Genomic DNA, 25,487 nt, shown 5'->3' with positions numbered 1-25,487 from the left:
GGTCACGAGAGAGAGTCTTCGAGCGATGTGGTACCTGCGACGGTGGTGTTACCGTCTAAACGAGACACACTGACAGCGCAAACGTGTCATCTTATACACAGATTGGCGAGTAGAGAGGCTTAAATAGCACAGATCGTACATTCGGGGTGTGAGCGGTTCGCACTGCGGTGGCTAGGAACTAATCATGACAGAGCAATACGACCTCGTTATCGTCGGCGGTGGGATCAGTGGCGCATCGCTTCTCTACACGGTCGCGAACTTCACCGACATCGAGAAGATCGCGCTCGTCGAGAAGGAATCGGAGATCGCGGCGATCAACTCGCATCACACGAACAACTCCCAGACGCTGCACTTCGGCGACATCGAGACCAACTACACGCTCGAAAAAGCCGAGCAGGTCAAGGAGGGCGCGGAGATGCTCGCGGGCTATCTCGAAAACGTCGACCCGGACCGCGAGATGCACAGCAAGCGCTCGAAGATGGTGCTGGCCGTCGGGGACGAGGAGGTCCAGAGCCTCGAAGACCGCTACTACGAGGAGGGCTTTGGCGACCTGTTCCCCAAACTCGACGCCATCGACCGCGACGAGATCGCCGAGATCGAGCCGAAGGTCGTCGAGGGCCGAGACCCGACCGAGGAGATGCTCGCGCTCCAGACCCCGGACGGCTACGTCGTCGACTACGGCGACGTTTCCCACTCGTTCGTCGAGGACGCCGAGGAGATCGACGGCGTCGACGTGTTCACCGGCACCGAGGTCACCCAGATGGACGACACCGAGGACGGCTACATCTTCCAGACCGACGCGGGCTGGTTCGAGTCCGACGCGGCCGTCGTCGCCGCGGGCTCTCACAGCCTCCAGATCGCCAAGGAGATGGGCTACGGCGAGGGGATGTCGCTGCTGCCGGTCGCGGGCAGTTTCTTCCTGGCCGACGACTTCCTCAACGGCAAGGTGTACACCCTCCAAATGAAGAAGCTGCCCTTCGCGGCGGTCCACGGCGACGCCGACGTACACGACGACTCGGTCACGCGCTTCGGACCGACGGCCAAGCTCGTCCCCGCGCTCGAACGGGGCGAGATCTCCACTGTCAGTGACTTCTTCGACGTGTTCGGCCTCAACGTCGACTCGTTCCTCAGCTACGCCAACATCCTCGCCGACCGCATCCTGCTGCCCTACGTGCTGAAGAACCTCGTCTACGACCTGCCCGAGGTCGGCAAGCGGGCCTTCCTGCCCCACGTCCAGAAGGTCGTCCCGACCGCGGAACTGGACGACATCGACCGCGCGAAGGGCTACGGCGGCGTCCGCCCTCAGATCGTCGACACCGAGAACAAGACCCTGGACATGGGCGAGGCCAAGATCACCGACGACGACGTGATCTTCAACATCACGCCCTCGCCGGGTGCCTCCACGAGCCTGAAAAACGCCATGCGCGACACCGAGCACCTCGTCGAGGCGCTGGGCGACGACTACGAGTTCGACAAGGACGGGTTCCGCTCGGCGACCATCGAGAGCTTCCCGCGGGCCGAAACCGCCAACGAGGACGAGGAGCAGACGAAAGCGCCCGCACAGGACGACTGATACGGAAAGTTGTAGGTCTTTACCAGATCGACCGCACGCCATCGTGCGGTCGACTGGGTAAACGCCTACAACCGTCCGTATGACGGCCGCCTTCGCGTTCGACTTCGACGGTTCGTCTATCGCCAGCGAAACCCTCAGTAGCGTTCGGTCTCCATTTCGTCTCGATGGCCCGTCGCCTCCTCGCGCAGCTGGTCGCCTGGCTCTCCGCACTTCCCGGTCGGTTCATCGACGGTTTCCCGGCGCTGCTGGCGCAGTACGGGCTCGTCGACCGGGAGAAGTCGACGGAGGCGCTCGACCTGGCCGCGCCCGTGATGGTCACCGGGGGCCTCCGGATCTTCCTGCGAATCGCCGACTTCGCGATGGTCGGACTGGCGCTTGGCGACGCCGCGATCGCCGGCCTGGAGCTCGGCTTTCAGTACTATTTCATCGGCTTCGGGCTGTCGCTGGCTGTCACCTCGGGGACGATCAGCGTCGTCTCCCGGCTCCAGGGTGCTGGTGAGTCCGCGCGCGCGGACCTCGCGGTCAAGCAGTCGCTGTGGCTCGCGCTCCTAATCTCGGTGCCCCTGACGGCCGTCTCGTGGCTGTACGCCGAGCCGCTGGTGGGACTTCTCACGGACGACCCCGACGCGATCCGTTTCGGCGGGCTCTACCTCTCGATCGTGATGCTGTCGCTGGCCCCGCGGTTCTGGAGCATGGTCGCGGCGCGGGCGCTCGCCGGCAGCGCGGACACCCGGACGCCGATGTACGTCCGCCTGCTGACGCTGCCGACCAACGTCGTCCTCAACGCGGTCCTGATCTTCGGGCTCGGCCCCGCGCCGCGGCTGGGGATCGCCGGTGCCGCCATCGGGACCGCCGTCGCCAACACGCTCGCGGCGGCCGTCTTCTTCGCGCTGCTGGCGTCCGGGCGCTACGTCGTGACGCTCCGACTCGGCGGCCGCCAGCTGGATCTCGGTCTGTTGACCGAGATCGTCCGCGTCGCGCTCCCGCTTTCGGGGATGCGCCTGCTCCAGACGTTCGCTCGCTTCCCGTTCCTGTTCGTGCTGGGCGTGCTCGGGACGCCGACGGTCGCCGCCTTCGCGATCGGTCGCCGCGTGATGTTGCTCGCGCTGATGCCCGCCTGGGGGTACTCGACGGCCGCGAGCACGCTCGTGGGCCAGTACGTCGGGGCCGGCGACGACACCGACGCCGGGGAGTACGGCTGGCAGACGCTCCGGATCGCGCTGGTCACGCAGCTGCTGATCGCCGCCGTGCTGGTAGTCTTTGCCCGTCCCATCTCGCTGCTCTTCGGGACGGAGTACCCGGACTTGACGGTCACGTTCATCCGCGTGTTCGCGCTGGCGGTCGCCGGCTTCAGCGTCTCTCGGACCATGCGCGGGAGCCTCCGGGGCGCTGGGGACACCCGCTGGCCCCTCTATGGCACCTTCGTCGGCTCCTACCTCTATCGCATCCCCGTCGCCGTCCTCGCGCTCCCCGTCGGCTTCGCCGTGACGGTCCCCGTCCTCGAGATCACCCTCACGCCCGGCATGGGCTGGGGACTGTCCGCCATCTTCGCGGCCATCGTCGGTGACTACTACGTCAAGGCCGCGGTCAACACCGGTCGCTTCTGGACGGGGAAGTGGCGCGCCGTCGCGCGGGCCTCCGGCGTGGGGGCCGACGACTAGAACTGAAGCTTTAATGCCGAACCCGACCCAGCCACCGGTATGAGCAACCCAACGAAGATCGTTCTCGGGACCATCGCCGTCTCGGCGCTGCTGTCCCTGGCACTGATCGCGAACCTCGCGCTCGCGTAGATGTTCAGCGAGCGCTCCCTCGACGGGGAGCTGGCGACTGTTCGGGATCGACACGCGCCCGACGCCCTCGTGCTGGACTGCGAGCGGGACTTCGAGACACTGGATCCGGCCGTCGCGGAGGATCTCCTGTTGGTGACCGACGGCGTCGATCCACTGTCCTCTCCCGACGAGTGGGTGCCCGACGACGCGCCCGCAGAGCTCCACGCCGTCGCGTCGAGTGACTTCACCGTCGGTATGCCCGGCGACGGCGGCGTCGCCTGGACGCGCCAGACCGACCCGGCGGTCGTGCTGGTCAAGCCCCGCCTGGCGGGCTCGCCGGACGACTTCGTCGACTTTCTGCTGGCGGAGGCGCTGGTCGCCACGGGGCTCGACGTGCCCGAACAGTTCCTCGGCTTCTTCGAGGAGCGGTATCCCGACTTCGCGGCGGCCACGGGCGATCACCTCTCGCCGGCCGGGACCTACCAGCTCGCGGCGGCGGTCTTCGACGCCTTCGTCGGCTTGCAGACGCGTCCGGTGTTTGCCGACTGGGAGGGCGACCTGCCGGCGCTGTTCGACGCGTGGGTCGACGCGGGCGAGCGCCTCGAACCGCGCCTGGGCGACCTCTCCGGGGAGGTCGCGATGGGGCGGACGGAGTTTCCCGCGGCCGCGGAGCTGGCTTGCTCGGCGATCAAACACGGCGTCGAGGTCCCGACTCCGTTCGCAGCCCTCGACACCAGCGCGTACGGCGAGTACGGCCCGGAGTACGCCGTCACGTGGGCCGAGAAGACGCTCTCGGAGCTGTCCTGATCTTCACCGGATTCAAATAACCGCCAGCGCAACTACGAGCAATGAACGCGCTCGTCACCGGACACGCGGGGTACATCGGCGGTGTGCTGACAGACCAGCTCTCGGCGGCCGGCCACGAGGTCGTCGGCTTCGACAACGCGGTCGATCCGGCCGACGACATTCGGGACGCCGACCGCGTCGAGGCGCTGTTCGAGGCACACGACTTCGACGCGGTCTACCACCTCGCGGCCGACGCCGACGTGTGGACCGACGACTGGCGACACCTCGTCGAGAACAACGTCATGGGGACGGCGACCGTCGTCGGCGTCGCCCGCGAACGCGACGTTCCGGTGGTGTTCGCCTCCAGCATCGCCGCCGCCGACCAGGTCAACCGCTACGGCCACTCGAAGCACCTCGCGGAGGGAGCCGTCAGCGAGTACGACGGGGTCACGACCGTCCGGTTTCCCAACGTCGTCGGCGGCCCCGCCCCGCGGGGACAGGCCCAGGACATGATCGAACAGGCCCTCGACGGCGAGATCGAGGTCTGGGGCGACGGCGAGATCGTTCGCCCCTACGTCGACGTGGGCGATCTCTGTGCCTTCCTCCGCGAACTCGGGACCGGCTCGTTCGCCGTCGAGAGCCCCGCTGCGGTCTCGTCGTACACCTTCACGAACGCCGCGGTCGGCGAGTCGATCCAGTCGATCGTCGCCGAGGAGACCGGCACCGAGCCCGCGCTGTCGATCGTCGACCGCACTCCCCCATCGCCGATGGAGCTCTCGGCCGACGACATCCGCCTGCGGGACCCGACACCCATCGAGGCGTCGCTGCGCTCCCAGATCCGGGCGGCGATGGCGTAATTGCGCTCTCGCTGGCGCGCAGAGGACTTTCGAGGTGTTCGTCTCTGTGACAGCGACGAACGCCAGCGCCCTAGTAGCCGCCTTCGAACAGCTCCTCGAAGACCTTGTGCTGGGCGGCCCGGAGGTGCTGGTGGTAGGTGGGCCGAGAGATATCCATCCCACCGGCGAGCTCGTCGCCGTCGACCTCGCGGGGCCACTCGAAGAAGCCGCCGAGGTAGGCCGTCCGGAGCGCCGTCTCCTGTCGGTCGGTGAACCGGTCGGCCAGCGCGGCGCGGAACTCCTGTTGGGTCTGGACGGGACGCTCGTGCTCGTGGTAGCCGACTAGGTCCGTCGAGTCGTAGTTGTCCTCGACGAGCCCGAACACCTCGCGGGCCTCCGCCTCGTAGGGGAGTTCGATGTTGTAGCGGGCGATCCCGGTCTCGCTGACGATCGACTTCGGGACGGCCCCGTGGTCGACGAGCGTCGCGATCAGCGACTCCGTGATGGTCACGTCGAACAGCGCCTCGTCGTCGTGTTCGGCCACCCGGCTCGCGGACTCGACGGCGTCGTCGGCGTCCAGCACGGCCATCACCTCGTCGGTGTCGGCGTCCTGGGTGGTGAGATACAGCCGCAGCGACCCGTCTTCCTGTGTCACGGTCCCGGCGGAGGCGATCGTTCCGCCGGCTCGACCGGAGAGGCGCGACAGTAGCAGGTCCCGGTCGTCGACGGTGAACTCAAGCTCGATCACCTTGTTGGCACTGAGGATTCGGCCGCTCTCGATGGCGTTGATCGCGTTCGCGACGGCCCGACCCAGCGCCTGCAGCACGACCTTTTCCCGTTGGTCGAACGCGTCGGTCTGGTCGGCACAGACGTACAGCACGCCGTAGTTCGAGTCCGTGTACGACAGCGGAATCGCCATCACCGACCGGACGCCGTTCTCGGCGGCCGACCGGAACCAGCCGCCGGCGTCTTCGAGCGCGTCTCCCTCCAGTACCTTCGGCTCCTCGGATTCGAGGGCCTGCGCGCCCGGCGTGTCGCCGTCGATCGGTTCGGCCACGTCCGCGACGTCGACGGGTGGCTCCCCGGCAGGTGCGTCTCGCTCGTCGTCCGAGGCGGTGGCCGCGCCGCTGGGCTGACTGCCGGCCCACTCGCGGGCGCTGATCGTCTCGGCGCGCACGTCCGGCCGACCCAGCCACGCGAAGGTGTAGGGTTCGACGGCGACGAGCTGCTCGCAGACGCCGGCCTCGACCTGCTCGCGCGTGGTGGCCTCGACCAGCACCTCGACGGTGTTCTGGATCAGCCCGTTGATCCGTTCGAGGATCGTCTCGATGCGCTCGCGGGCCTCTCGCACCTCCTGTTCGCGCTTGGCGCGGTTGCACGCCGCGGCGGCGTTGATCGCCAGCAGCGCGGCCACCTGTCGGTCGTTCTCGTCGAAGGCACCCACCGTCGTCGAGGCGACGGTCAGGGTCCCGTGGACGCCGATCGGGAAGTACATGGCCGAGCGCACCGGCCCGAACTCCCCGTCGGGGTCCTCGATCGTTCGCACGTCGTCGTAGACGGCGGGTTCGCCCGAGGCGAAGACGGTGCCGGGCTGGCCCTCGTCGAGGGCGTACACCGGCCGCTCGGGGAGCCGGTCGTCGGTGGCGTCGGTCGTCGCCGTCGGTCGCAACACGCGCTCGTCGGCGTCGTACAGCCGGACGGCACTCAGCTCGAAGCCGAGCACCTGCCGGGCCGCGTTCGCGACGATGTCCGCGACCGACTCTCGGCTCGGAGCCTGCATGAGCGATCGCGAGGTCTCCTGTAGCTGTGAGATCAGCTCTCGATGCCGCCGTCGATCGGAGATGTCCCGGACGATCCCGACGACGCCGCGGAACTGCCCGTCGTCGAACAGCGCAGTCACGTGCTCTTCGCAGGCGATGGGCTCGCCCCGCTTGGGCTGTACCGAGAGGTCGAAGGTCCGATCGAGGTCCTCTGTCTCGCCGTCGCGCAGCGCCGCCAGCGCCGTCTCGGTCCGTTCGCTGGTCTCTCGGTCCTTGATGCGGGTGGCTGGCTCGCCCCGGAGTTCCGTCTCGTCGTAGCCAGTCAGCTCGACCATCGCCTCGTTGACGAACGTGAAGTGACCGTCCTCGTCGAGGACGTAGACGCCGTCCTCCAGCGCCCCGACGATACCCGCGTACTGCTCGACGCTCGCGTCCTCGATGGCGGCATCGACGCCGCCGTCGGTCACGATCCGCGTCTCCGTCGCGCGTTCGATCGGTTGCTCGCCTCGCCCCCCGGCGTCGGCGTCACTCTTCCCCACGTCCTCGCCGTCGGCGGCGTCTGCCGCCTCCTCGTCCGGCCTCATACCTAATACGTTAGTGTGTTCGAGTACTTAAGCGGATCCCCGACGGTCGCGCGTCCAGCGACGCCCCCGTTCGGAATCGCTCACTCGATGTTGATCGCCGGCCGCCCCGGCTCGGCTTTCCGGACCAGATCGGCGTCGGCGTCCTCGCCGGCCCGCACGGTCACCTCGGCGTCGAACTCCTCGGCGATCAGCCAGCGAGCGCGCGCGAGCACCTCGGCCTCGGTCGCGGCGTCGAGTGTCTCGGTCAGGGTCTGCAGCTCCGCCTGCAGGTCCTTCGCGTAGTCCGGTGCGCCGTCCTCGCCGCGGAACCGCTCGTCGCTCATGATCTCGCCGACGAGGTTGTCGCCGTCGAACTCGCGAGCGATCGCGTGGGCCTCGAACTTCCACTCGGGCGCGACGGCGATCTCGACGTGGCTCGGGTCCTCGATGTCGGCCACGTCGACGATCTGGCGCACGTCCTCGCGGGTGTCCTCGACCAGCTGGCGCTCCAGCTGGTGCCGGCCGAGATCGCCGTCGGCGGTCGGCCACTCGGCCTCGGCGACGAAGCCCTCGCCGCTCGCGGTTTCACCGCTCGCTCGTTCCGCGGACTCCCGCTGGTCGTCCGCGCGACCGAGCTCCGACCACAGCTCCTCCGTGACGTGGGGCGCGACCGGCGCGAGCAGGCGAACGATCGTCGACAGCGCTGCCTCGACGGTCTCGGCGTGGGGCTCGGTGGCCTCGGCGTAGCGATCCAGCAAGGAGAGCAACTCCCTGGTCTCGCGCAGCGCTTCGGTGAACGTCAGCTGCTCGTAGCTCTCGTCGGCGATGGCGGTGACCCGATCGATCTCGCGGCGGACGTAGTCGGTCACGTCGCCGGCCTCGCCAGCGGGCGGGGAGTCGACGTGGGCCTCGACGGCGTCGTACAGCCGCGTCAGGAAGCGGTGACTCGATTCGACGCCCTCGTCTTTCCAGTCGAAGTCCCGCTCGGGGCGGGCGGCCTGCATCATGAACAGCCGCGCGGTGTCGGCCCCGTACTCCTCGACGATGTTCTGCGGGGAGACGACGTTGCCCTTGGACTTGGACATCTTCTCGCCGTCGAGCTGGACCATCCCCTGCGTGACGAGGTTCTGGAACGGTTCGCGGTGATCGAGCAGCTCCAGATCCGAGATGGCCTTCGTGACGAAGCGAGCGTACAGCAGGTGCATCACGGCGTGTTCGATGCCGCCGACGTACTGATCGACCGGCAGCCAGTCGTTCGCGCGAGCGGTGTCGAACGGGGCGTCCTCGCGGTCCGGCGAGGTGTAGCGCAGGAAGTACCAGGAGGAGTCGACGAAGGTGTCCATGGTGTCGGTCTCGCGTTCGGCGGGGCCGCCACAGTCGGGACAGGTCGTCTGGACGAACTCGTCGACCTCGTCCAGCGGGTTCCCCGTGGTCTGGACGAACTCGGGGAGCTCGACGGGGAGGTCCTCGTCGGGCACCGGCACCGCGCCACACTCCTCGCAGTGGACCATCGGGATCGGCGTCCCCCAGTAGCGCTGCCGGGAGATCCCCCAGTCGCGCAGGCGGTACTGCTTGTCGTGACCGGCACCCGGTAGGTCGTCTTCGAGCGCGCTCCGGGCGTCGGCGCTCGCGAGACCGTCGTAGTCGGCCGGATCGGAGCCGCCGGTCCCCGCCGCGTCCGCGGGCACCTCGCTGTGGTCGACGACGCCGTCCTCGGTGAAGGCAGTCTCCTCGACATCGGGGAGGTCCCCGCTCGCCTGTCCCGAGGACTCCCGCTGGTCGTCCTCGCTGTCCTCCGGGCGGATCACCGGCCGGATCGGAACGTCCTTTTTCGTGGCGAAGGCGTGGTCGCGCTCGTCGTGGGCGGGCACCGCCATCAGCGCGCCCGTCCCCACGTCCGAGAGGACGAAGTCCGCGACGAAGACGGGGATCTCCTCGCCCGTCGCGGGGTTGGTCGCCGTCAGGTCGGTGGCGACGCCGTTTGGCTCGTCGCCGTCGGGGTCGGCGACCTCCTCGACGAAGTGAGCCACGTCCTCGTCCTCTTTTGCGAGATCCTGTGCGATCTCGCTGTCCGGAGCCACCGCGAAGAAGGTCGCCCCGTGGATCGTGTCCAGCCGCGTCGTGAAGATCTCGACCTCGCCGTACCCCTCCACCTCGAAGGGGACGCGCGCGCCGTGCTGGCGGCCGATCCAGTCTCGCTGCATCGCGCGCACGCTCTCGGGCCACCCCGCCAGCTCGTCGATGTCGTCGACCAGCTCGTCGGCGTAGTCGGTGATCGTCAGGAACCACTGGTCGAGGTCGCGCTGGGTGACGGGCGTGTCACAGCGCCAGCACAGCTCTGCCTCGCCCTCGACCTGCTCGTCTGCCAGCACCGTCTCGCAGGAGGGACACCAGTTGACCTCCGACCCCTTGCGCTCGACGAGGCCCTCCTCGTGGAAGCGCTTGAACAGCCACTGGTTCCACCGGTAGTACTCCGGATCGCAGGTCGTGACCTCCCGGTCCCAGTCGTAGCCAAAGCCCATCTCGCTCATCTGGGCCTTCATCGACTCGATGCACTTGCGGGTCCACTCCTCGGGGCTCGTGTCCCGCTCTTCTGCGGCGTTCTCGGCGGGCAGTCCGAACGAGTCCCACCCCATCGGGTGGAGCACGTCCTCGCCCTGCATGCGCCTGTACCGGGAGTAGGCGTCCGTGATCGTGTAGTTGCGGACGTGTCCCATGTGGAGGTTGCCGGAGGTGTAGGGGAACATCGCCAGGACGTACTCCACGTCCTCGGCGCTGTCGGGGGTCCGGAACACCTCGGCGTCGTCCCACTCGGCCTGCCACTTGGGTTCGATCGCGCTCGGATCGTACCCGCTCGAACTGTCTGACATCGTTCTTGTTGACCCCATGAGTCCCGGGGACTAAATGAGTAGCTGGTTCGCCCGCGCGTGGTCCCAGCGTCGCCGTCTCCATTCGCTGTCACGTCCGCTGTGACGACTCCCGCACTTACCCTCGCTCGGCCCGACGACCGAACGGTGGCGCGACTCTACTCGCCCATCGGAGTGCCTACGACCGTCCCGGCGACGCCACCGACGAGTCGGGGCCGTCCGGCGACTAGACGTCGTCCATCGTCAGGCGATCGAACGTCCCGACGGCGTAGCGATAGCCGCCGACGCCGGTCGTCGCGAGGACGGCCAGATAGACGATCCAGGCCCCGACCAGCAGCGGGCCACTGCCCCCGTCGACCGAGAGCCAGACGAGCGCGAGGCCGATGCCCACCACCACCAGCGTCCCGAAGAAGTACGTGAGCGTCCCCAGCGTCGACGGATGGGCGCGCTCGACGTTCATGTACTCGCTGCGCTCGAACTTCGGGACGACGGCCCCGACGCCGAGCGCCGTGCCGGCCGCCGCCAGCAGGACGACGGGTGTCAGGAGCGTCCGTCCGAGCACGCGCAAGGGCGGATCGCTCACGAGCCCCAGCGGGAGCCCGACGCCGACTGCGACGGTCCCGCCGACGACCAGTCCGCCCACCACTCGACCCCGCAGGAGGTGTCTCGTCGAGGCCGTGCTCGTCAGCAACAGCGGGAGCTGCTCGCGGTCGTCGCCCATCGGATTCAGGCAGAAGGTCGCGCCCGCGAGGACGCTCCCGGCGACGACGGCGGCCCCGGGCCCCAGGTCCATCAGCAGCTCCGGCTGGCTGACGAGGCTCCCCGCGAAGGCGAGCGCGCCGAACAGCACCATCGAGAGGTGCGAGACGAGCTTCGGATTCCGGCGCGTCCGCAGGAGGTATCGCCAGGCGATGCGCGTCGCGGGCGTCGCCGCGAGCACGCGGGGCACCGATCGGCTCGTCGTCCGCTGGTCGCCCGACTGGTCGCCGCGGTCGTCGAACAGCAGCGCGCTCTCGATGCGCAGCGCCGCCGCCAGCCCGACCGGAACCGCGGCCAGCACCACCGCGGCCACTGCCACGCCCAGCGGTCGCGGTGTCGCGCCCAGCGGTGCGGCGACGACGCTGGCGTAGGCCTGGAGCGGCTGTCCGGGGAGCAGCGCCGACAGCGACGGCGCGCCGTCGTCGCCCATCACCGCCGGGATGGCCGTCTGGAGTCCGAGGAAGGCGGTGCCGGCGAGGACGACGAGGACGACCGCTTTCCCCCACGCCGAGAGTCGCGAGAGCAGTCCGAGATAGCGGACCGTCGCGCCGATCGTCCGCCCGGCGACGAGACCGGCCACCAGCAGCGGGAGGCTGGCGGCGAGCACGAGCAGCGCGGGCAGGGGCGTCCCAGCGCCGGCCGCCACCATGACCAGCAGGACGACCCCCGGAACGACGGCGAAGGCCGTCGCCTGGAGGGTCTCGCTGGCGAATCGTCCGATGACGACCCCCTCCGGCGGGATCGACGTGCGCACGAGCGGGCCGATCGCCCCCACGCGGGTCTGGTTGATCGCCGTCGCGGCCCCGAAGTACACTCCGACTGTGAGGACACTCACGAGGACCGTCCCGAAGCGAGCCAGCGGCGGAGCCCCGCTTGCGAGCCCCTCGGCGAAGGTGAGCACCTGCGACAGGAAGGTCAGCGGGAAGAACAGGCCAAAGGAGAGCAGTCCGACGACGACGCCGATCAGCTGGCGGCGGTTGCCCGCGATTCGGCGCACCTGCGCCCGCAGTTCGGTGCGTGCGAGCACCGCACCGTCCCGCAGGTCACTCCGTCGCATAGGCCTCGCTGGCGTCGCCGGTCAGCGCGAGGAAGGCGTCTTCGAGGTCCGCGCCCCCCTCCGCCTCGACCGATCCGATCAGCTCTCCCGGCGGTCCCTCAGCGACGAGGCGGCCGTCGTGGAGGACGCCCACCCGATCGGCGATCTCCTCGACGACCGGGAGGATGTGCGTCGAGAGGAAGACGGTGGTGTCGTCGGCCGCGAGCTCGACGATCAGCTCCCGCAGGGTCTTGGCCGCGCGGGGGTCGAGCCCGGAGGTGGGCTCGTCGAGGAAGACGACGCTCGGATCGTGCTGGACGGCCTGGACGAAGGCGGTCTTCTGGCGCATCCCCTTCGAGTAGCCGTCGACGCGGCGATCGAGGTCCTCGCCCAGCCCCAGTCGGTCGCACAGCCCCAGCGCCCGGTCGGCGATCTGCTCGAAGGGAACGCGACGGAGGTCGGCCGCGAACTCCAGCTGTTCCCGCCCGGTCAGTTCCTCGTACAGCGGCGGCTCTTCGGGTAACAGACCGATCCGGTCGACGAGCTGTCGGCGGTCGTCGCTCGGGACGCCAGCGACCGTGGCCGCCCCCTCGCTCGGTTCGACCAGTCCGGTCAGCATCCGCATCGTCGTCGTCTTGCCCGCGCCGTTGGGCCCGAGAAAGCCGTACACGACGCCGGAGGGGACCGTCAGATCGAGGTCGGCGACGGCCGTCGTCGAGCCGTACCGCTTGCTCAGTCCGTCCGTGGCGATTGCCGGGGACACTGTCATTGTCGGTCCGTGGGGTGTCACCGAGGAATGTCTTCGGGTCAATCAGTCGTCGGGTGCCGGGGCGTCCTCGACCGTCAGTTCGCCCGACAGCGCATGTTGACTCGTCGTGCTGAGGTCGATCGCAAGCGACAGCGGGAGGGTCGCCCTCGCGACGACTTCGCCGCTCGCGGGTCGCTGTGCTCCCCGCTCACCGTTCGGAGACCCTCGCTGTGCTCGCGTCTCCCCGTCCTCTGCGACCGGCCGCTCTTTCAGCGCGCCCGTTCCGAGAATGGCGGTTTGTCGGACGTTGATGATCGGTATCCCTTGATTTATACTGCCGGCTGTAACTTCGTTCAGATATTCGCCACCCCGGGGTGGCGAAATCTGTGACAGATTTACAGCCGGTAGTATTAGTCCAGCCAGCAAGCTTCGACGACGTCGATCCCTGTCTACTCGCTGTTGCTGGTGTCAGTCTCAGCGGTATCCGTTTTTAGACTACGCAGGAGGTACCCCACGCCGAGCAGGCCAGCGGCCGAAGCGATCCCCAGATTTCGCATCGACAGTTCCGGTATCGACGAGTCAGACCGTGCATCGCTACTGAGCGCGTAGACGTTTCCGTCGTTGCTTCCGACATAGACCCGTTCGTTTACTACTGCGGGGGAAGACTCGACGCGTCCGCCGGTTCGGAACGCCCAGCGATGGGTTCCGTTCTCGGCGTCAATCGCGTGGAGTTTCGTGTCGTCGGAGCCGACGAAGACCGTGCCATCGACCACAGCCGGCGACGATTCCAGCTCGTCACCGACGTTTCGCGTCCACTCGACAGTTCCGTCGGCAGCCGAGAGGGCGTACAGCGTTCCGTCGAAGCTGCCGACGTACACCGTTCCATCGACGACGGCAGGTGACGCTTCCACCCAGTAGCCGGTTTCGTATCGCCAGCGCTCACGTCCGTCTTCGGCGTCGAAGGCATACACGTGATTGTCGTCGCTGCCCACGTACACCGACCCATCTACAACGGCTGGCGGCGACCCGATCTGACCGTCGGTCGACGACGACCACCGTTCTGTTCCATCGTTCGCGTCGAGTGCGTACACGGTGCTGTCCCGACTGCCGAAGTACACCGTCTCGTTGGCGACAGCCACGCCGGCAGTCTTGAGTGGTGGTGGGACCGAATCGGTCCCGGTGAAGGTCCATCGCTCCGATCCGTCGGCAGCGTCGATTGCGTACACCCATTGGTTGTCGTCGACGACGTAGACGTGACCGTCGACCACCGTCGGCGACGCTGTAATCCAGTTCGACGCCTCGTAGTTCCACACCTCGTCGCCCGTCTCCGCATCGAGGGCGTACACGGCGCGGTCTGGACCGTTGCTACCGACGAAGACAGTTCCGTCGACGACGGCTGGCGAAGAGAGGACGCGCTCGGTCATTTCGAACTGCCAAACGAGTGTCCCGTCTGTCTCATCGAATGCGTAGAGGGCTCCGTCGTGACTGCCGACGAAGACGGTCCCGTCGACGACCGCGGGAGACGACGTGATCTGGTCGTCTGTTTGGAACGACCAACTGGTTCCGATGTCCGTAGACGGCCCTCGGTTCTCCCGGCCGTTACCGCTGTTAGCTGTATCGAAACCGAACTCCTGCCACTCATCGCTTCCCGGGGCAGACGATACAGTTTCTGTTCCGAGAAGGGCTCCAGTCAACGAGCACCCGCTGTAAATCATCTCACGGCGGGTGGTAGCGAATTCTCTCATACGTATTTGTGATGACTTCTTTGTCTGTCTGCCCATATTTTATTATTCTCGATCTATAAAAACTATTTCCGATTATTCTGTTCCCAGCATGTAATACGACAAATAATAAAAAATAGCGATTTATCGCTCTATTTACCAGCTAAAGTCGATACTCTTGTTGATGTTATATCGAAGAGATGCGTCGTATCTCGTCTTGAGGTCTACGTTTGCGAAGGTTCCATCTCTCGAAGACTCGAAATGCGCGCGAGCAGACAGAGACTCTGAGAGAGTCCGCCGATCGAATTGTCTTCACTCCAGCAACAGCAGACTGGGCTCGGCGAGGTACTCCTTGAGCGTGTTGACGAAGCGGGCGGCGTCGGCCCCGTCGATCACGCGGTGGTCGATCGCGAGCGACAGCGGCAGGGTCGGCTTCGCGACGACCTCGCCGCTCGCGGGTCGCTGTGGTCCCCGCTCGCCGTTCGGAGACCCTCGCTGTGCTCGCGTCTCCCCGTCCTCTGCGACCGGCCGCTGCTTCAGCGCGCCCGTTCCGAGAATCGCCGTCTGGGGTGCGTTGATGATCGGATCGGCGTACTCGCCGCCGATCGCGCCGAAGTTGGTGACGGTGAAGGTCCCGCCCTGCATCTCCTCGCGGGCGAGGTCGCGGTCGCGTGCGCGGGCGACGAGGTCGTTTACCTCGCGGGCGATGGCCAGCAGTCCCTTCTCGTCGACGCGCTCGACGACGGGGACGACGAGCCCGTGGTCGGTCGCCGCGGCGACGCCGAGGTCGACTCGGTCGTGGTAGACGATCTCCTCGGCTTCCGCGTCGAGTTCGCTGTTCAGGATCGGATGCTCCCGGAGCGCCGCGGCCACGCACTTCAGCAGCAGCGGGGTGTAGGTCAGGTCCACGCCGCGCTCCTCGGCCAGCGGTTCGAGGCGCTCGCGGGCGTCGACCAGTCCCTCGGCGACGGCCCGGTCGTGGTGGGTCGCGTGTGGGATCTCCCGGCGGGACTCGGCCATCCGCTGGCCGATCGTCCGCCGGACTCCCTGGTACGGTTCGCGGCGGTGGCCCTCGGCGCTCGCGGCTTCACCGCTCGCACCGTCCGCGGTCGACGGCTCCCCGTCCCGTCCCGTGGACCCAGCGGCTCGCTCTCGCTCGGTCTCGTCGGCCGACGCGGCGAAGGCCCGGACCGCCGCCTCGTCGACGTAGGGCTCGCCGTCGCGGCTCTCGTCGGTCGGGACGGCGTCGATGTCGACCCCGAGGTCGCTCGCGAGCGTGCGGGTCGCCGGTGTCGCGAGCGTGCGGTCCCGCTCGGCGTCGCTGCCGACCGCGGAAACGGCCGACTTCACGGCTGGCTCGTCGTCGGCCTCGTCGCCGTCGTCGACCCGTCTGACGGCCGACTTCACGCCGCTGCCGTCACCGTCGTCGACACGGCTGACGGCCGACTTCACGCCGTCGCCGCCGTCACCGTCGTCGACGCGGCTGACGGCGGATTCGATCCCTGCGTCGTCCGCGGACGCCGCGTCTTCGCCGGCCGCTCGCACGTCGCTCTCGGTGACCCGGCCGCTCGGGCCGCTGCCGTCGACGGCAGTGATCTCGACGCCCAGTTCGCGGGCGAGCCGACGGACGTTCGGCGGCGCGAACACGCGCCCGCCCGTGGCTGACGGCTCGCTGTCCGACGGCTCGTCGGCCGCCGTCGCCGCCGCTTCCCCGTCTGTCCCGTCGTCGGCCTCGTCCGTCGCGATCGACACGACGACGGCACCGGTCTCGACCATATCGCCGGGCTCGTAGTGCAGTTCGCGGACGACGCCAGCGACCGGCGAGGGCACGTCGACGGCGGCCTTGTCGGTCTCTACCTCCGCGAGTACCTGATCCTCTTCGACGCGGTCGCCCGGCTCGACGTGCCACGCGAGGATCTCCCCCTCGGCGACGCCTTCCCCGAGGTCGGGGAGTTCGAACTCGAACATGAATTAGAACTCACAGGCGTCTGTGATACCGTCTTTGATCCGGGCGGGTTCGGGGAGGTAGTAGTCCTCCAGGGCGTACAGCGGGAACGGCGTGTCGAAGCCGGTCACGCGCTGGACGGGGGCCTCCTGGTAGAGCAGCGCCTCCTCCTGGATCGTCGCGATCACCTCGCCGGCCAGCCCGCCCGTCTTGGGGGCCTCGTGGACGACGACGGCCCGACCGGTCCGCTTGAAGCTCTCGACGACGGTCTCGGTGTCCATCGGCGAGAGGGTCCGCAGATCGATCACCTCGGCGTCGACCTCGGGGGCGAGCTCCTCGGCCGCCTCGACGGTCGGGCGCGTCATCGCGCCCCACGTGACGACGGTCACGTCCGACCCCTCGCGGCGAACGGCGGCCTCGCCAAGCGGGACGGTGTAGCACTCGGCGTCGACGGGCTCGCGGAAGGCCCGGTAGATCAGCTTCGGTTCGAGGAAGACGACGGGGTCGGGATCGCGGATCGACGCCGCGAGCAGCCCCTTGGCGTCGGCGGGTGTCGAGGGGACGACGACCTTCAGACCGGGTTCGTGAGCGTAGAAGGCCTCCTTCGACTCGGAGTGGTGCTCGGGCGCGCGGATGCCGCCGCCGTAGGGCGCGCGGACGACCATCGGACAGGTGAAGCGCCCGCGGCTGCGGGTCCGCAGGCGGGCGGCGTGAGACACCAGCTGGTCGAAGGCCGGGTACATGAACCCGGAGAACTGCATCTCCGGGACCGGGCGCAGGCCGTGGGCGGCCATGCCGATGGCGGTGCCGACGATGCCCGCCTCGGCCAGCGGCGTGTCGATCACGCGGTCGGGGAACTCCTCGATCAGGCCCTGTGTGGCCCGGAAGACGCCGCCGTTCTCGCCCACGTCCTCGCCCAGCACGAGCACGGCCTCGTCGCGGTCCATCTCGCCGTAGAGCCCGTCCCGGACCGACTGGACGAGGGTCAGGTCCTGCGTGTCGGTGCTCATTCCAGCAACACCTCGTCGCCGTGGCGATCGCGCAGCGCTTCGAGGTAGTCGAGCTGGTCTCGCAGCCGCTGTGGCATCTCGGCGTAGACGTGTGCGAACATCTCTTCGGGCGCTGGCCGCTCGTAGCTCTCGGCCGTCTCGATGGCGTCGGCGACCTCGTCGGCGATCGACGACTCGATGGCCTCGACGGACTCGTCGTCGAGGAGTCCGCGATCCCGCAGGAACGCCTCCATGCGCGGGATCGGATCTTTGCGCCGCCAGCGCTCGACTTCCTCGTCGCTCCGGTAGACGGAGGGATCGTCGGCGGTCGTGTGTGCGCCAAAGCGGTACTGGACCGCCTCGATCATGGTCGGGCGCGGGTCCTCGCCGGTCGGATCTCGGGCCTTCTCGACGGCTTCGCTGGTGACCTGATAGACGGCCAGCGGGTCCATCCCGTCGACCTGGATCCCCTCGAAGCCGTAGGCGCTGGCCTTCTGGGCCAGCGTCGCGCTGGCGGTCTGGCGCTCTCGGGGGACCGAGATGGCCCACTGGTTGTTGTTACAGAAAAACACCGTCGGGGTGTCGAACACGCCGGCGAAGTTCAGTCCCTCGTGGAAGTCTCCCTCGCTGGTCGCGCCGTCGCCGAAGTACGCCAGGTGGACCTCGTCTTGCCCCCGTAGCTTCCCGGCCCACGACGCGCCCGTTGCGTGGGGGATCTGCGTCGCGATCGGGACGGCCAGCGTGAACGCGGCGACGCCGTCCGGCGGGTCGCTACCGGCCTCCGATCCCATCCAGTACAGGAGGATCTGGTCGAGCGGCCACCCGTGTGCGTGCAGCGCGGCGTGTTCCCGGTAGCTCGGAAACACCCAGTCACCGTCGGACAGCGCGTGGGCGCTCGCGACCTGTGCGCCCTCCTGGCCGGCCATCGGCGGGTACGTCCCCATCCGACCCTGTCGCTGGAGGCTCACCGCCCGCTGGTCGAAGTGACGAGCCAGCTTCATCTCGCGGTAGATCGCGACGAGTTCCTCGTCCGCGAGGTCGGGAACCGTCGCGCCGTCCCGCACCTCGCCGTTCTCGTCGAGTACCTGTACCTGGTCTGTCGGGTCGCGATGGAGGACGCTCAGTGGGACCACCTTCCGTGTGACATACGATACACGTTGTCGCGGGGTCGGCTTATGGTTTGTGCGGACGAATATCTCTCTCGGTGGCATTACCGAAGGTAATTCCTACGTGGGTACTATCCCGGCGTGCCTCCTCACGCGATCGAACTGACCGCGACTGTCGCCCCACAGCCGCGACACCGGAGGGCGACGCCGCTCTCGCCGTCGCGGCGGTCTTCGAAGGCGAGCGCCGAGTCACACGTCGGACACCGTTCGAGACACATGACGAGTCGCGCTGCCAGCTCTTCGCGGGGCGCGTCCGGGAGCCGTGCCAGTCGGGCCGCGTCGACCCACTCTCTGATCGTCGGTTCGGCGACGATCGCGGCGAGAAACCCCGCTCTGGAGTGCCACGCGCCCACCGTTTCGTCTCCGTGCGCGACGACGTACCGATCGTCCGCCTCGGTCACGTCGAGGGCGTCGGCGTCGAGCCCCTCGCTGGCTGCCAGCCAGCGCAGCGCCCGGTCGCCCCCGCGCATCTGATCCATCCGCTCGTGCCAGGCCTCGGCGAACCCTTCGGCGAGCCGGAGGTCGGTGCCGTCGGCCGTCGGTTCGAGGACGCCTGCCGAGCGAAGCAGTGACTCGACGGTCGGGATCTCGTCCGGTCGGTCTCGCGGGCCTTGTCTGTCGATGCTCTCCCATCGCAGTGACGGACAATAAATCGTGTGCCGGCAGTGCCGTGCGCGCCGCCCTGCCGTCCGAACCGATTCCGGCGTCGACGGTGTGACCACCGACCGTCCTCGGTCGAGGCGACGAGTCGCCCGCTTCTATTTACGAACCTCTCCCGCATGAGTGAACGACTGCGACAGAAAATCGCAGAAGCTTTCGCCGTAGAAATTATGTGTCGGACTGACACACTGGCCGCTCGGCCGGCACCAGTGTGTCGGCCACGTGGGTGTTGGGGCTGGATGTCACCGGATTCGAACCATGAAACGACGCAATCTTCTCAAGACGATCCCTGGACTTGCCGGCTTCGCCGGTGTCTCCGGGTTCGCATCGGCCACAGACTGCACCGGCGTCCCCGAGTGGGACGACAGCGCGACCTACACCGGTGGTGACCGCGTGCGCTACGACGGCACGCTCTGGACCGCCGAGTGGTGGACCAAGGGGACCGAGCCTTCGACCAGCGCGTCCGTCTGGACCACAGTCGGCTCCTGTGGGGGGAGCGACGACGGAACGCCGGACGACGGTACGTCCGGCGGCCCGGACTGTACGGCTGTCGCATCGTGGGACGCCAGTGTCACGTACCAGAGCGGCACTCAGGCGGTTCACGACGGCAGCCTCTGGGAGGCGTCGTGGTGGACCAGTGGCGACGAGCCAGGCGTCAGCGACTGGGGACCGTGGACCGAAGTCGGGCCGTGTGCCGAGGACCCGAACACCCCGCCCTCGGTGTCGTTTGGATACCCCTCCGAAATCCGGCCGGGTCAGGAGTTCACCGTCGGCGCGAGCGCCTCTGACCCGGACGGTTCGATCGTCAGCTACGAGTGGGACTTCGGTGGCGGGGAGACGGCGATGGGCGAGACCGCGACCCACGTCTACGAGACGGCGGGCGACTACCCGGTCGAACTGACGGTCACGGACGACGACGGTGGGACCGCGACCACGACCCAGACCGTCTCTGTCTCCGAGGACACCAACGAGACCACGCCGATCAAGCGCCACGGCCAGCTCCGGGTCGACGACACCCAGCTCGTCGACGAACAGGGTGATCCCGTCCAGCTACGGGGAATGAGCACGCACGGCATCCAGTGGTACGGCTGGGACGACTGCATCACCGACGACGGACTCGACGCGCTGGCCGACGACTGGAACGCCGATGTCCTGCGGATCTCGATGTACGTCCAGGAAGGCGGCTACGAGACCGACCCTGAGGGGTTCACCCAGGAGGTCAATCGCTTCGTCGAGGAAGCGACCGATCGGGGCATGTACGCGCTGATCGACTGGCACCAGCTCTCTCCGGGCGATCCGTGGGCAAACATCGACCTCGCCAAGCAGTTCTTCGACGACGTGGTCCCGGAACACGCCGACAAGGACAACGTCTTGTACGACATCGCCAACGAACCAAACGATGTCGAGTGGTCACGCGTCCGGAGCTACGCCGAGGAGATGGTACCCGTGATCCGCGAGTACGACGCCGACGCGGTCGTCATGTGTGGCACTCACGGCTGGGCGTCGCTGGGCGTCTCCGACGGTGCCAGCGCCCAGGACATCGTCGACGACCCCGTCGAGGCCGAGAACTTCATGTACACCTTCCACTTCTACGCGGCCTCACACGGCCAGTCCTACCGCGACGAACTCGAATGGGCGGCCAAGCGCCTGCCGGTCTTCGTCTCGGAGTGGGGCGCACAGGAGTACACCGGCGACGGCGACAACGACTTCGAGTCGGCCCAGCGGTTCCTCGATATCATGGACGAGTACGACGTTAGCTGGACCAACTGGAACTACTCCGACGACAAGCGGTCCGGCGCGGCGTGGAAAGAAGGCTCGCTCCCCAGCGGTCCGTGGACCAAAGAGAGTCTCAAGGAGTCCGGCGTCTGGGTCCGCGAGAAGATCCGCGACAGCTGATCGCCCGGTCACCGGACCGGACGGGGTTCGTCTGCCGGCCGGTGTGCTGCCTACTGGTCCCGCACTCGCCGCCGTGCGATCGCGGGATCGTTGCCTTCCAGCACCGCTTCGACGAACAGCTCGCCGGCGCGATAGGACGAGCGGACCATCGGTCCCGAGGCGCAGTAGGCAAACTCCAGTTCCTCCTCGGCGACCCGTCGCCAGGTGTCGAACGCGTCGGGGTGGACGTACTCCGAGACCTCCAGGTGCGAGCGGGAGGGCTGGAGGTACTGGCCCAGCGTCACCACGTCGACCCCCACTTCCCGCAGGTCCGAGAGCGTCTGGTAGATCTCGTGGGCGTACTCGCCGACGCCGAGCATCAGGCTCGTCTTCGTGTAGATGTCCGACTCCCGGTCGACCTGGCCCAGCACCGACAGCGACTGCTCGTAGCCGGCCCGGCGGTCTCGCACGGGCCACTGGAGGCGCTGGACGGTCTCGACGTTGTGGGCGATCACGTCCGGGCCGGCGTCGATTATCTGCTCGACGAGCCGCTCCTCGCCCCGGAAGTCCGGAATCAGACACTCGACGAGAATCGACGGGTCACGCTCTTTGATCGCCCGGATCGTCTCGGCGAAGTGGCCCGCGCCCTGGTCGGGCAGGTCGTCGCGGTCGACGCTCGTGAGCACGACGTAGTCCAGTCCGATGTCCGCGACCGCGTCGGCGACGTTTTCGGGCTCGTCGGGATCGAGCGGCTCCATCCCGCCGGTCTCCACGTCACAGAAGTTACAGCCGCGCGAACAGCGATCGCCCATCAGCATGAACGTCGCCGTCCCCGGCCCGTCCTCGCCACTCCAGCACTCGCCCACGTTCGGACAGTTGGCCTCCTCACAGACTGTGTGGAGGTCCCGCTCGCGCAGCGACTGTTTGATCTCCGTGAAACGCTGTCCCGACGGCGGCCGGCTCTTGAGCCAGTCGGGCTTGCGGGCGCGACTCATTGACGGAAATTAGGCACGGGCGGGCAAAAACGTACGGAACGACCGTCCACTCGCGTCGCTCCCGGGCACCGAGCGGGGACCGAGTGGGTCACCGCGATCACGAGTATGGAAACGCCTTTGAGCACACGGCCCCCGCCATCTGACGTGTCACCGAGCGCCGACGGGGAGCCAGCCGTCGCGGTCGCGGACGTGCTCCCGGATTTCGCCGACGCCTTTCCGTTCGAGGAGTTCAACCGGATGCAGTCGGAGACGCTCCCGGCGCTCCTGAATCGCGACGACAACGTCGTCGTCAGCGCGCCCACCGCCAGCGGCAAGACCGCGCTGGCCGAGATCGCGATCTGCAAGACCCTGCAGGCGGGCGGGACCGCGCTCTTTCTGGCCCCGCTGCGAGCGCTGACGAACGAGAAAGAGAGCGAGTGGGAGCGCTTCGAGGACCTGGGGTATTCGGTGTACGTCGTCACCGGCGAGCGCGACCTCAACCCCCGCCGAGCGGAGCGGGCCGACATCCTCGTGATGACCCCGGAGAAGGCCGACTCGGCCACTCGCAAGCACGACTCCCGGCGCTACGAGTTCATCACGGACGTGGACTGCTGTCTCATCGACGAGGTCCACCTGCTGGACTCGGACCGACGGGGGTCGGTACTGGAGGTGACCGTCTCGCGGCTCCGTCGACTGTGTGATCCCCGCGTCGTCGCGCTGTCGGCGACGATGGAGAACGTCGACGACGTGGCGGCGTGGCTCGACGCGCCCAGCGAGACGACCTTTCAGTTCGGCGACGACTACCGGCCGGTACCGCTCAACGCCGACGTGAAGACCTACAGCCACGGCGAGAACGCCTTCGCCGACAAGTACCGGCGGCTCTACCGGGCGCTGGATCTGGCCGAGCCACACATCCGCGAGGAGGGCCAGGCCCTCGTGTTCGTCTCCTCGCGACAGGACACCGTCCAGGCCGCGAAGAAGGCCCGCGACGAGATCGTCGAGCGCGACGTGCCGATGGGGGCCCGCGGGGAGTACGATTTTCATACTGAAGCGGCGGAACTGGACAACGACACGCTCCGCCAGTCGGTGCTGGACGGCGTCGGCTTCCACCACGCCGGTCTATCGCGCGAGGACAAGGACCGCGTCGAGGAGTGGTTCAAACGGGGGCTCATCCAGCTGCTGTTCTCGACCTCGACGCTCGCCTGGGGCGTGAACCTCCCGGCCCGCTGTGTCGTCATTCGGGACACGAAGCTCCACGACCCCCTGGAGGGCGAGGTCGACATGAGCCCGCTGGACGTGCTCCAGATGCTCGGGCGCGCGGGTCGGCCGGGGTACGACGACATGGGCTACGCCTGGATCGTCTGTGATCGGGCCGACGCCGACAAGTACCGCACCCTCCTGCGGGAGGGCAAAGAGATCGAGTCCAGACTCGCCGACGATCTGGACGCACACCTCAACGCCGAGATCGCGCTGGGGACGCTGGGCGACATCGAGGACGTGATGGACTGGCTCGAAACCACGTTCTACTACCGGCGCGCCCAGCGCGCTCCCGAGCGGTACACCGCCGGCACCGACCTCCGCGAGCGGGTCTCAGACACGCTCGGAGACCTCGTCGCCGACGGCTTCGTCGAGATGGACGACCTCTCGGTCGAGGGGACCCCGCTCGGTCGACTGGCCTCGAAGTTCTACCTCCGGCTGGCGACGGCCCGTCGGTTCAAGGACTGCGCCGACCGTGCGGCGGCCGACCCGGACGGCTTCGACGAGGACGCGATCCTCTCGACGGTCGCCGGTGCGACGGAGTTCGACAGCGTCAGCGCCCGCAGCGACGAGGAAGACGCCGTCGCGGCGGTGATCGGCTCACGGGGCGAGGAGCTGACCGCCGGCCAGCGGAAGGTGCTGGCGATCCTCCGCTCCTCGATGTCCGGAACGACGCCGTCAGAGCTCCAGAGCGACGCCTGGGTCATCAAGCAGAACGCGCTCCGCATGCTCGCCGCGCTGCGGGCCTTCCTCGACCGCTTCGCGGGCGGTCGCGCCGCCAACCTCGCACGCCGCGTCGAGGCGCGCGTCGAGAACGGCGTCAGCGCGGACGCGGCGGGCCTCACGGCGATCGACGGGGTCGGCCCCGGACGGGCGCGCACGCTCGCCGCCGAGGGCTTTCGCACGCCGGCAGACGTCGTCGACGCTGGCGTCGCCGGACTCGTCGCGGCCGGGCTCTCCGAGAGCGTCGCCGAGCGCGTCCGCGACAACGCGACCGACCTGCCAAACGTCGTCGTCGAGTGGGGCGAGTTCCCGGACCAGATCGCGGCCGGGGAGCGCGAACTCCACGAGGTGACGGTCCGCTCGGTCGCCGGCAGCGCCCGCGCCGGCATCCGCGTGACTGTCAACGGCCACGAGATGACCACCAAACCGTCGTACCTCGGTCAGGCGACGGTCCCGGTCGCCGCGTTCGGCGGTGACGCCGACGAACTCACCTTCGCGATCGAGGTCACCTTCCCCGAGTTGCCGATCCCGCCGGTCAGGGAGTCCCGGACCGTCAGTGTCGAACGATGACGCTCAGAGTCGAGATCGGACGATCTCGGCCATCTCGGCGGGCGTCTCGGCGACGAGGTCGGCGTTCTCGGTCGCGCCCGCGGCCGCCCCGACGCCGAAGCTGACGACGGTCATCCCCGCGCGGTGGGCCGCGGTCGTCCCGTGGTGGGAGTCCTCGACGGCCAGCGCGGTCGCTGGATCGACGCCCAGCTCGGCGGCGGCGCGCTCGTAGATCGTCGGCTCGGGCTTCCCGGGGCCGTCGAGGTCCGCGGCGCTGACGACGGTGTCGAACAGCTCCCCGAGGTCGAACCGTTCGAGGACGATCTCGTACCACTCGGGCGGCGAGGCCGTCACCATGGCGACGGGCACGTCGGCCTCGCGCAGCTCCGTCAGCAGCGCTCGCACGCCGGGCGTGAGTTCGACCTGTTCGCCGTAGATCTCCTCGGCCGCTCCCTCGTACAGCGAGACGAACGCCTCGTAGTCGACGGCCAGGTCGTAGCTCTCGTCGAGCACGTCGTACTGCTCCTCGTAGAAGATCCCGGTCACTTCCTCGACCGGCACCTCCTGGTCGGGGACCGCCGTCGGCAGGATCTCCCCGCGCTCCAGTTCGATCCAGTAGTCCTCCGAGTTCACCAGCACTCCGTCCATGTCGAAGCACGCGGCGTCCATGCTCGTCCGGTTCTCTCGCAGTGACAAATGCGTAGCGTTCGCGCCTGCGTGTCCGTTCCACTACCGGCTGCCGGCGTGAACGGCCTCGCTGCCTCGGGGCGGCGACTCTCCTCCCGAACTCATCGCCGGCAGTATCGGTCGTCTGGTGGCCCGACACTGGTTCGGCCACTGCAATTTACTTTCCGACTCTCGACGGCGTCGATCACTTTTGCACGCCTATTGCTATCACACCTCACTGTTAAATGATTGGACAGGCAATATG

General features: G+C 68.0%; 18 protein-coding genes and 1 pseudogene. 7 read left to right on the top strand and 12 right to left on the bottom strand.

Features of this window, described 5'->3' with window-relative positions; all coding sequences use genetic code 11:
- Positions 1–184: 184 nt before the first annotated feature.
- The 5 genes from HALKA_RS0104215 (at position 185) to HALKA_RS0104195 (ending at position 4,985) form a co-directional block, all read left to right on the top strand.
- Positions 185–1,573 (top strand): FAD-dependent oxidoreductase, encoded by a 1,389-nt coding sequence (locus HALKA_RS0104215; RefSeq protein ID WP_018256812.1) that lies wholly within the window; start codon positions 185–187, stop codon positions 1,571–1,573.
- 164 nt (positions 1,574–1,737) lie between these two features.
- Positions 1,738–3,234, top strand: coding sequence for an MATE family efflux transporter (locus HALKA_RS0104210; RefSeq protein ID WP_018256811.1), 1,497 nt, complete (start codon positions 1,738–1,740; stop codon positions 3,232–3,234).
- Between the two features lie 39 nt (positions 3,235–3,273).
- Positions 3,274–3,363: a hypothetical protein gene (locus HALKA_RS22435; protein WP_018256810.1), complete on the top strand. Its 90-nt coding sequence runs from the start codon at positions 3,274–3,276 to the stop codon at positions 3,361–3,363.
- Positions 3,364–4,149, top strand: a complete 786-nt coding sequence (locus tag HALKA_RS0104200; RefSeq protein WP_018256809.1) for a DUF7089 family protein — start codon at positions 3,364–3,366, stop codon at positions 4,147–4,149.
- A 41-nt stretch (positions 4,150–4,190) separates the two neighbouring features.
- Positions 4,191–4,985, top strand: a complete 795-nt coding sequence (locus tag HALKA_RS0104195) for an NAD-dependent epimerase/dehydratase family protein (protein ID WP_018256808.1) — start codon at positions 4,191–4,193, stop codon at positions 4,983–4,985.
- Between the two features lie 70 nt (positions 4,986–5,055).
- Here HALKA_RS0104195 and HALKA_RS0104190 read toward each other — a convergent pair whose 3' ends face one another.
- The 10 genes and pseudogenes from HALKA_RS0104190 to HALKA_RS0104150 form a co-directional block, all read right to left on the bottom strand.
- Positions 5,056–7,308 carry a bacterio-opsin activator domain-containing protein gene (locus HALKA_RS0104190; RefSeq protein ID WP_018256807.1) on the bottom strand — a complete coding sequence of 751 codons (2,253 nt, stop codon included), beginning with the start codon at positions 7,306–7,308 and terminating at the stop codon, positions 5,056–5,058.
- A gap of 80 nt (positions 7,309–7,388) precedes the next feature.
- Positions 7,389–10,157 carry a leucine--tRNA ligase gene (leuS, locus tag HALKA_RS0104185; RefSeq protein WP_018256806.1) on the bottom strand — a complete coding sequence of 923 codons (2,769 nt, stop codon included), beginning with the start codon at positions 10,155–10,157 and terminating at the stop codon, positions 7,389–7,391.
- 223 nt (positions 10,158–10,380) lie between these two features.
- Entirely contained in the window at positions 10,381–11,970 is a 1,590-nt protein-coding gene (locus tag HALKA_RS0104180; RefSeq protein WP_018256805.1) for a hypothetical protein, read from the bottom strand.
- Positions 11,957–12,718 (bottom strand): ABC transporter ATP-binding protein, encoded by a 762-nt coding sequence (locus HALKA_RS0104175; RefSeq protein ID WP_018256804.1) that lies wholly within the window; start codon positions 12,716–12,718, stop codon positions 11,957–11,959. The genes HALKA_RS0104180 and HALKA_RS0104175 overlap by 14 nt, the downstream gene beginning before the upstream one ends.
- Before the next feature lie 114 nt (positions 12,719–12,832).
- Positions 12,833–13,150, bottom strand: a pseudogene (locus tag HALKA_RS21795) (2-oxo acid dehydrogenase subunit E2); the annotation flags it as partial.
- Positions 13,147–14,412, bottom strand: coding sequence for a BamB-related PQQ repeat family beta-propellar protein (locus HALKA_RS0104170; protein ID WP_281170676.1), 1,266 nt, complete (start codon positions 14,410–14,412; stop codon positions 13,147–13,149). The pseudogene HALKA_RS21795 and the gene HALKA_RS0104170, both read right to left, overlap by 4 nt.
- A gap of 318 nt (positions 14,413–14,730) precedes the next feature.
- The gene (locus tag HALKA_RS0104165) at positions 14,731–16,386 is read right to left on the bottom strand and encodes a dihydrolipoamide acetyltransferase family protein (RefSeq protein ID WP_018256802.1); all 1,656 of its coding nucleotides are present in this window, start codon (positions 16,384–16,386) and stop codon (positions 14,731–14,733) included.
- A 3-nt stretch (positions 16,387–16,389) separates the two neighbouring features.
- Positions 16,390–17,373, bottom strand: coding sequence for an alpha-ketoacid dehydrogenase subunit beta (locus HALKA_RS0104160; protein WP_018256801.1), 984 nt, complete (start codon positions 17,371–17,373; stop codon positions 16,390–16,392).
- On the bottom strand, positions 17,370–18,476 hold the full coding sequence (gene pdhA, locus HALKA_RS0104155) for a pyruvate dehydrogenase (acetyl-transferring) E1 component subunit alpha (RefSeq protein ID WP_026190142.1): 1,107 nt from the start codon (positions 18,474–18,476) through the stop codon (positions 17,370–17,372). Before pdhA ends, HALKA_RS0104160 begins: the two co-directional genes overlap by 4 nt.
- 131 nt (positions 18,477–18,607) lie before the next feature.
- Entirely contained in the window at positions 18,608–19,240 is a 633-nt protein-coding gene (locus HALKA_RS0104150) for a DUF8054 domain-containing protein (protein WP_018256799.1), read from the bottom strand.
- Between the two features lie 196 nt (positions 19,241–19,436).
- Between HALKA_RS0104150 and HALKA_RS19915 the strand changes: the two genes are divergently transcribed.
- Positions 19,437–21,074: a cellulase family glycosylhydrolase gene (locus tag HALKA_RS19915; RefSeq protein ID WP_018256798.1), complete on the top strand. Its 1,638-nt coding sequence runs from the start codon at positions 19,437–19,439 to the stop codon at positions 21,072–21,074.
- Between the two features lie 50 nt (positions 21,075–21,124).
- Here HALKA_RS19915 and lipA read toward each other — a convergent pair whose 3' ends face one another.
- A complete protein-coding gene (gene lipA, locus HALKA_RS0104140; RefSeq protein ID WP_018256797.1) occupies positions 21,125–22,048 on the bottom strand; it encodes a lipoyl synthase in 924 nt (307 codons plus the stop codon).
- Positions 22,049–22,192: 144 nt separating this feature from the next.
- Between lipA and HALKA_RS0104135 the strand changes: the two genes are divergently transcribed.
- Positions 22,193–24,577, top strand: a complete 2,385-nt coding sequence (locus tag HALKA_RS0104135; protein ID WP_018256796.1) for a DEAD/DEAH box helicase — start codon at positions 22,193–22,195, stop codon at positions 24,575–24,577.
- Between the two features lie 3 nt (positions 24,578–24,580).
- Here the strand turns inward: HALKA_RS0104135 and HALKA_RS0104130 are convergent, their stop codons facing one another.
- On the bottom strand, positions 24,581–25,225 hold the full coding sequence (locus tag HALKA_RS0104130; protein WP_018256795.1) for an HAD family hydrolase: 645 nt from the start codon (positions 25,223–25,225) through the stop codon (positions 24,581–24,583).
- Positions 25,226–25,487 lie beyond the last annotated feature (262 nt).

Origin of the sequence: Halomicrobium katesii DSM 19301, assembly GCF_000379085.1 — an archaeon.
Lineage (GTDB): Archaea > Halobacteriota > Halobacteria > Halobacteriales > Haloarculaceae > Halomicrobium > Halomicrobium katesii.
The sequence above is the reverse complement of the archived record's forward strand: the minus strand, read 5'-3'. Positions and strand labels throughout refer to the sequence as shown.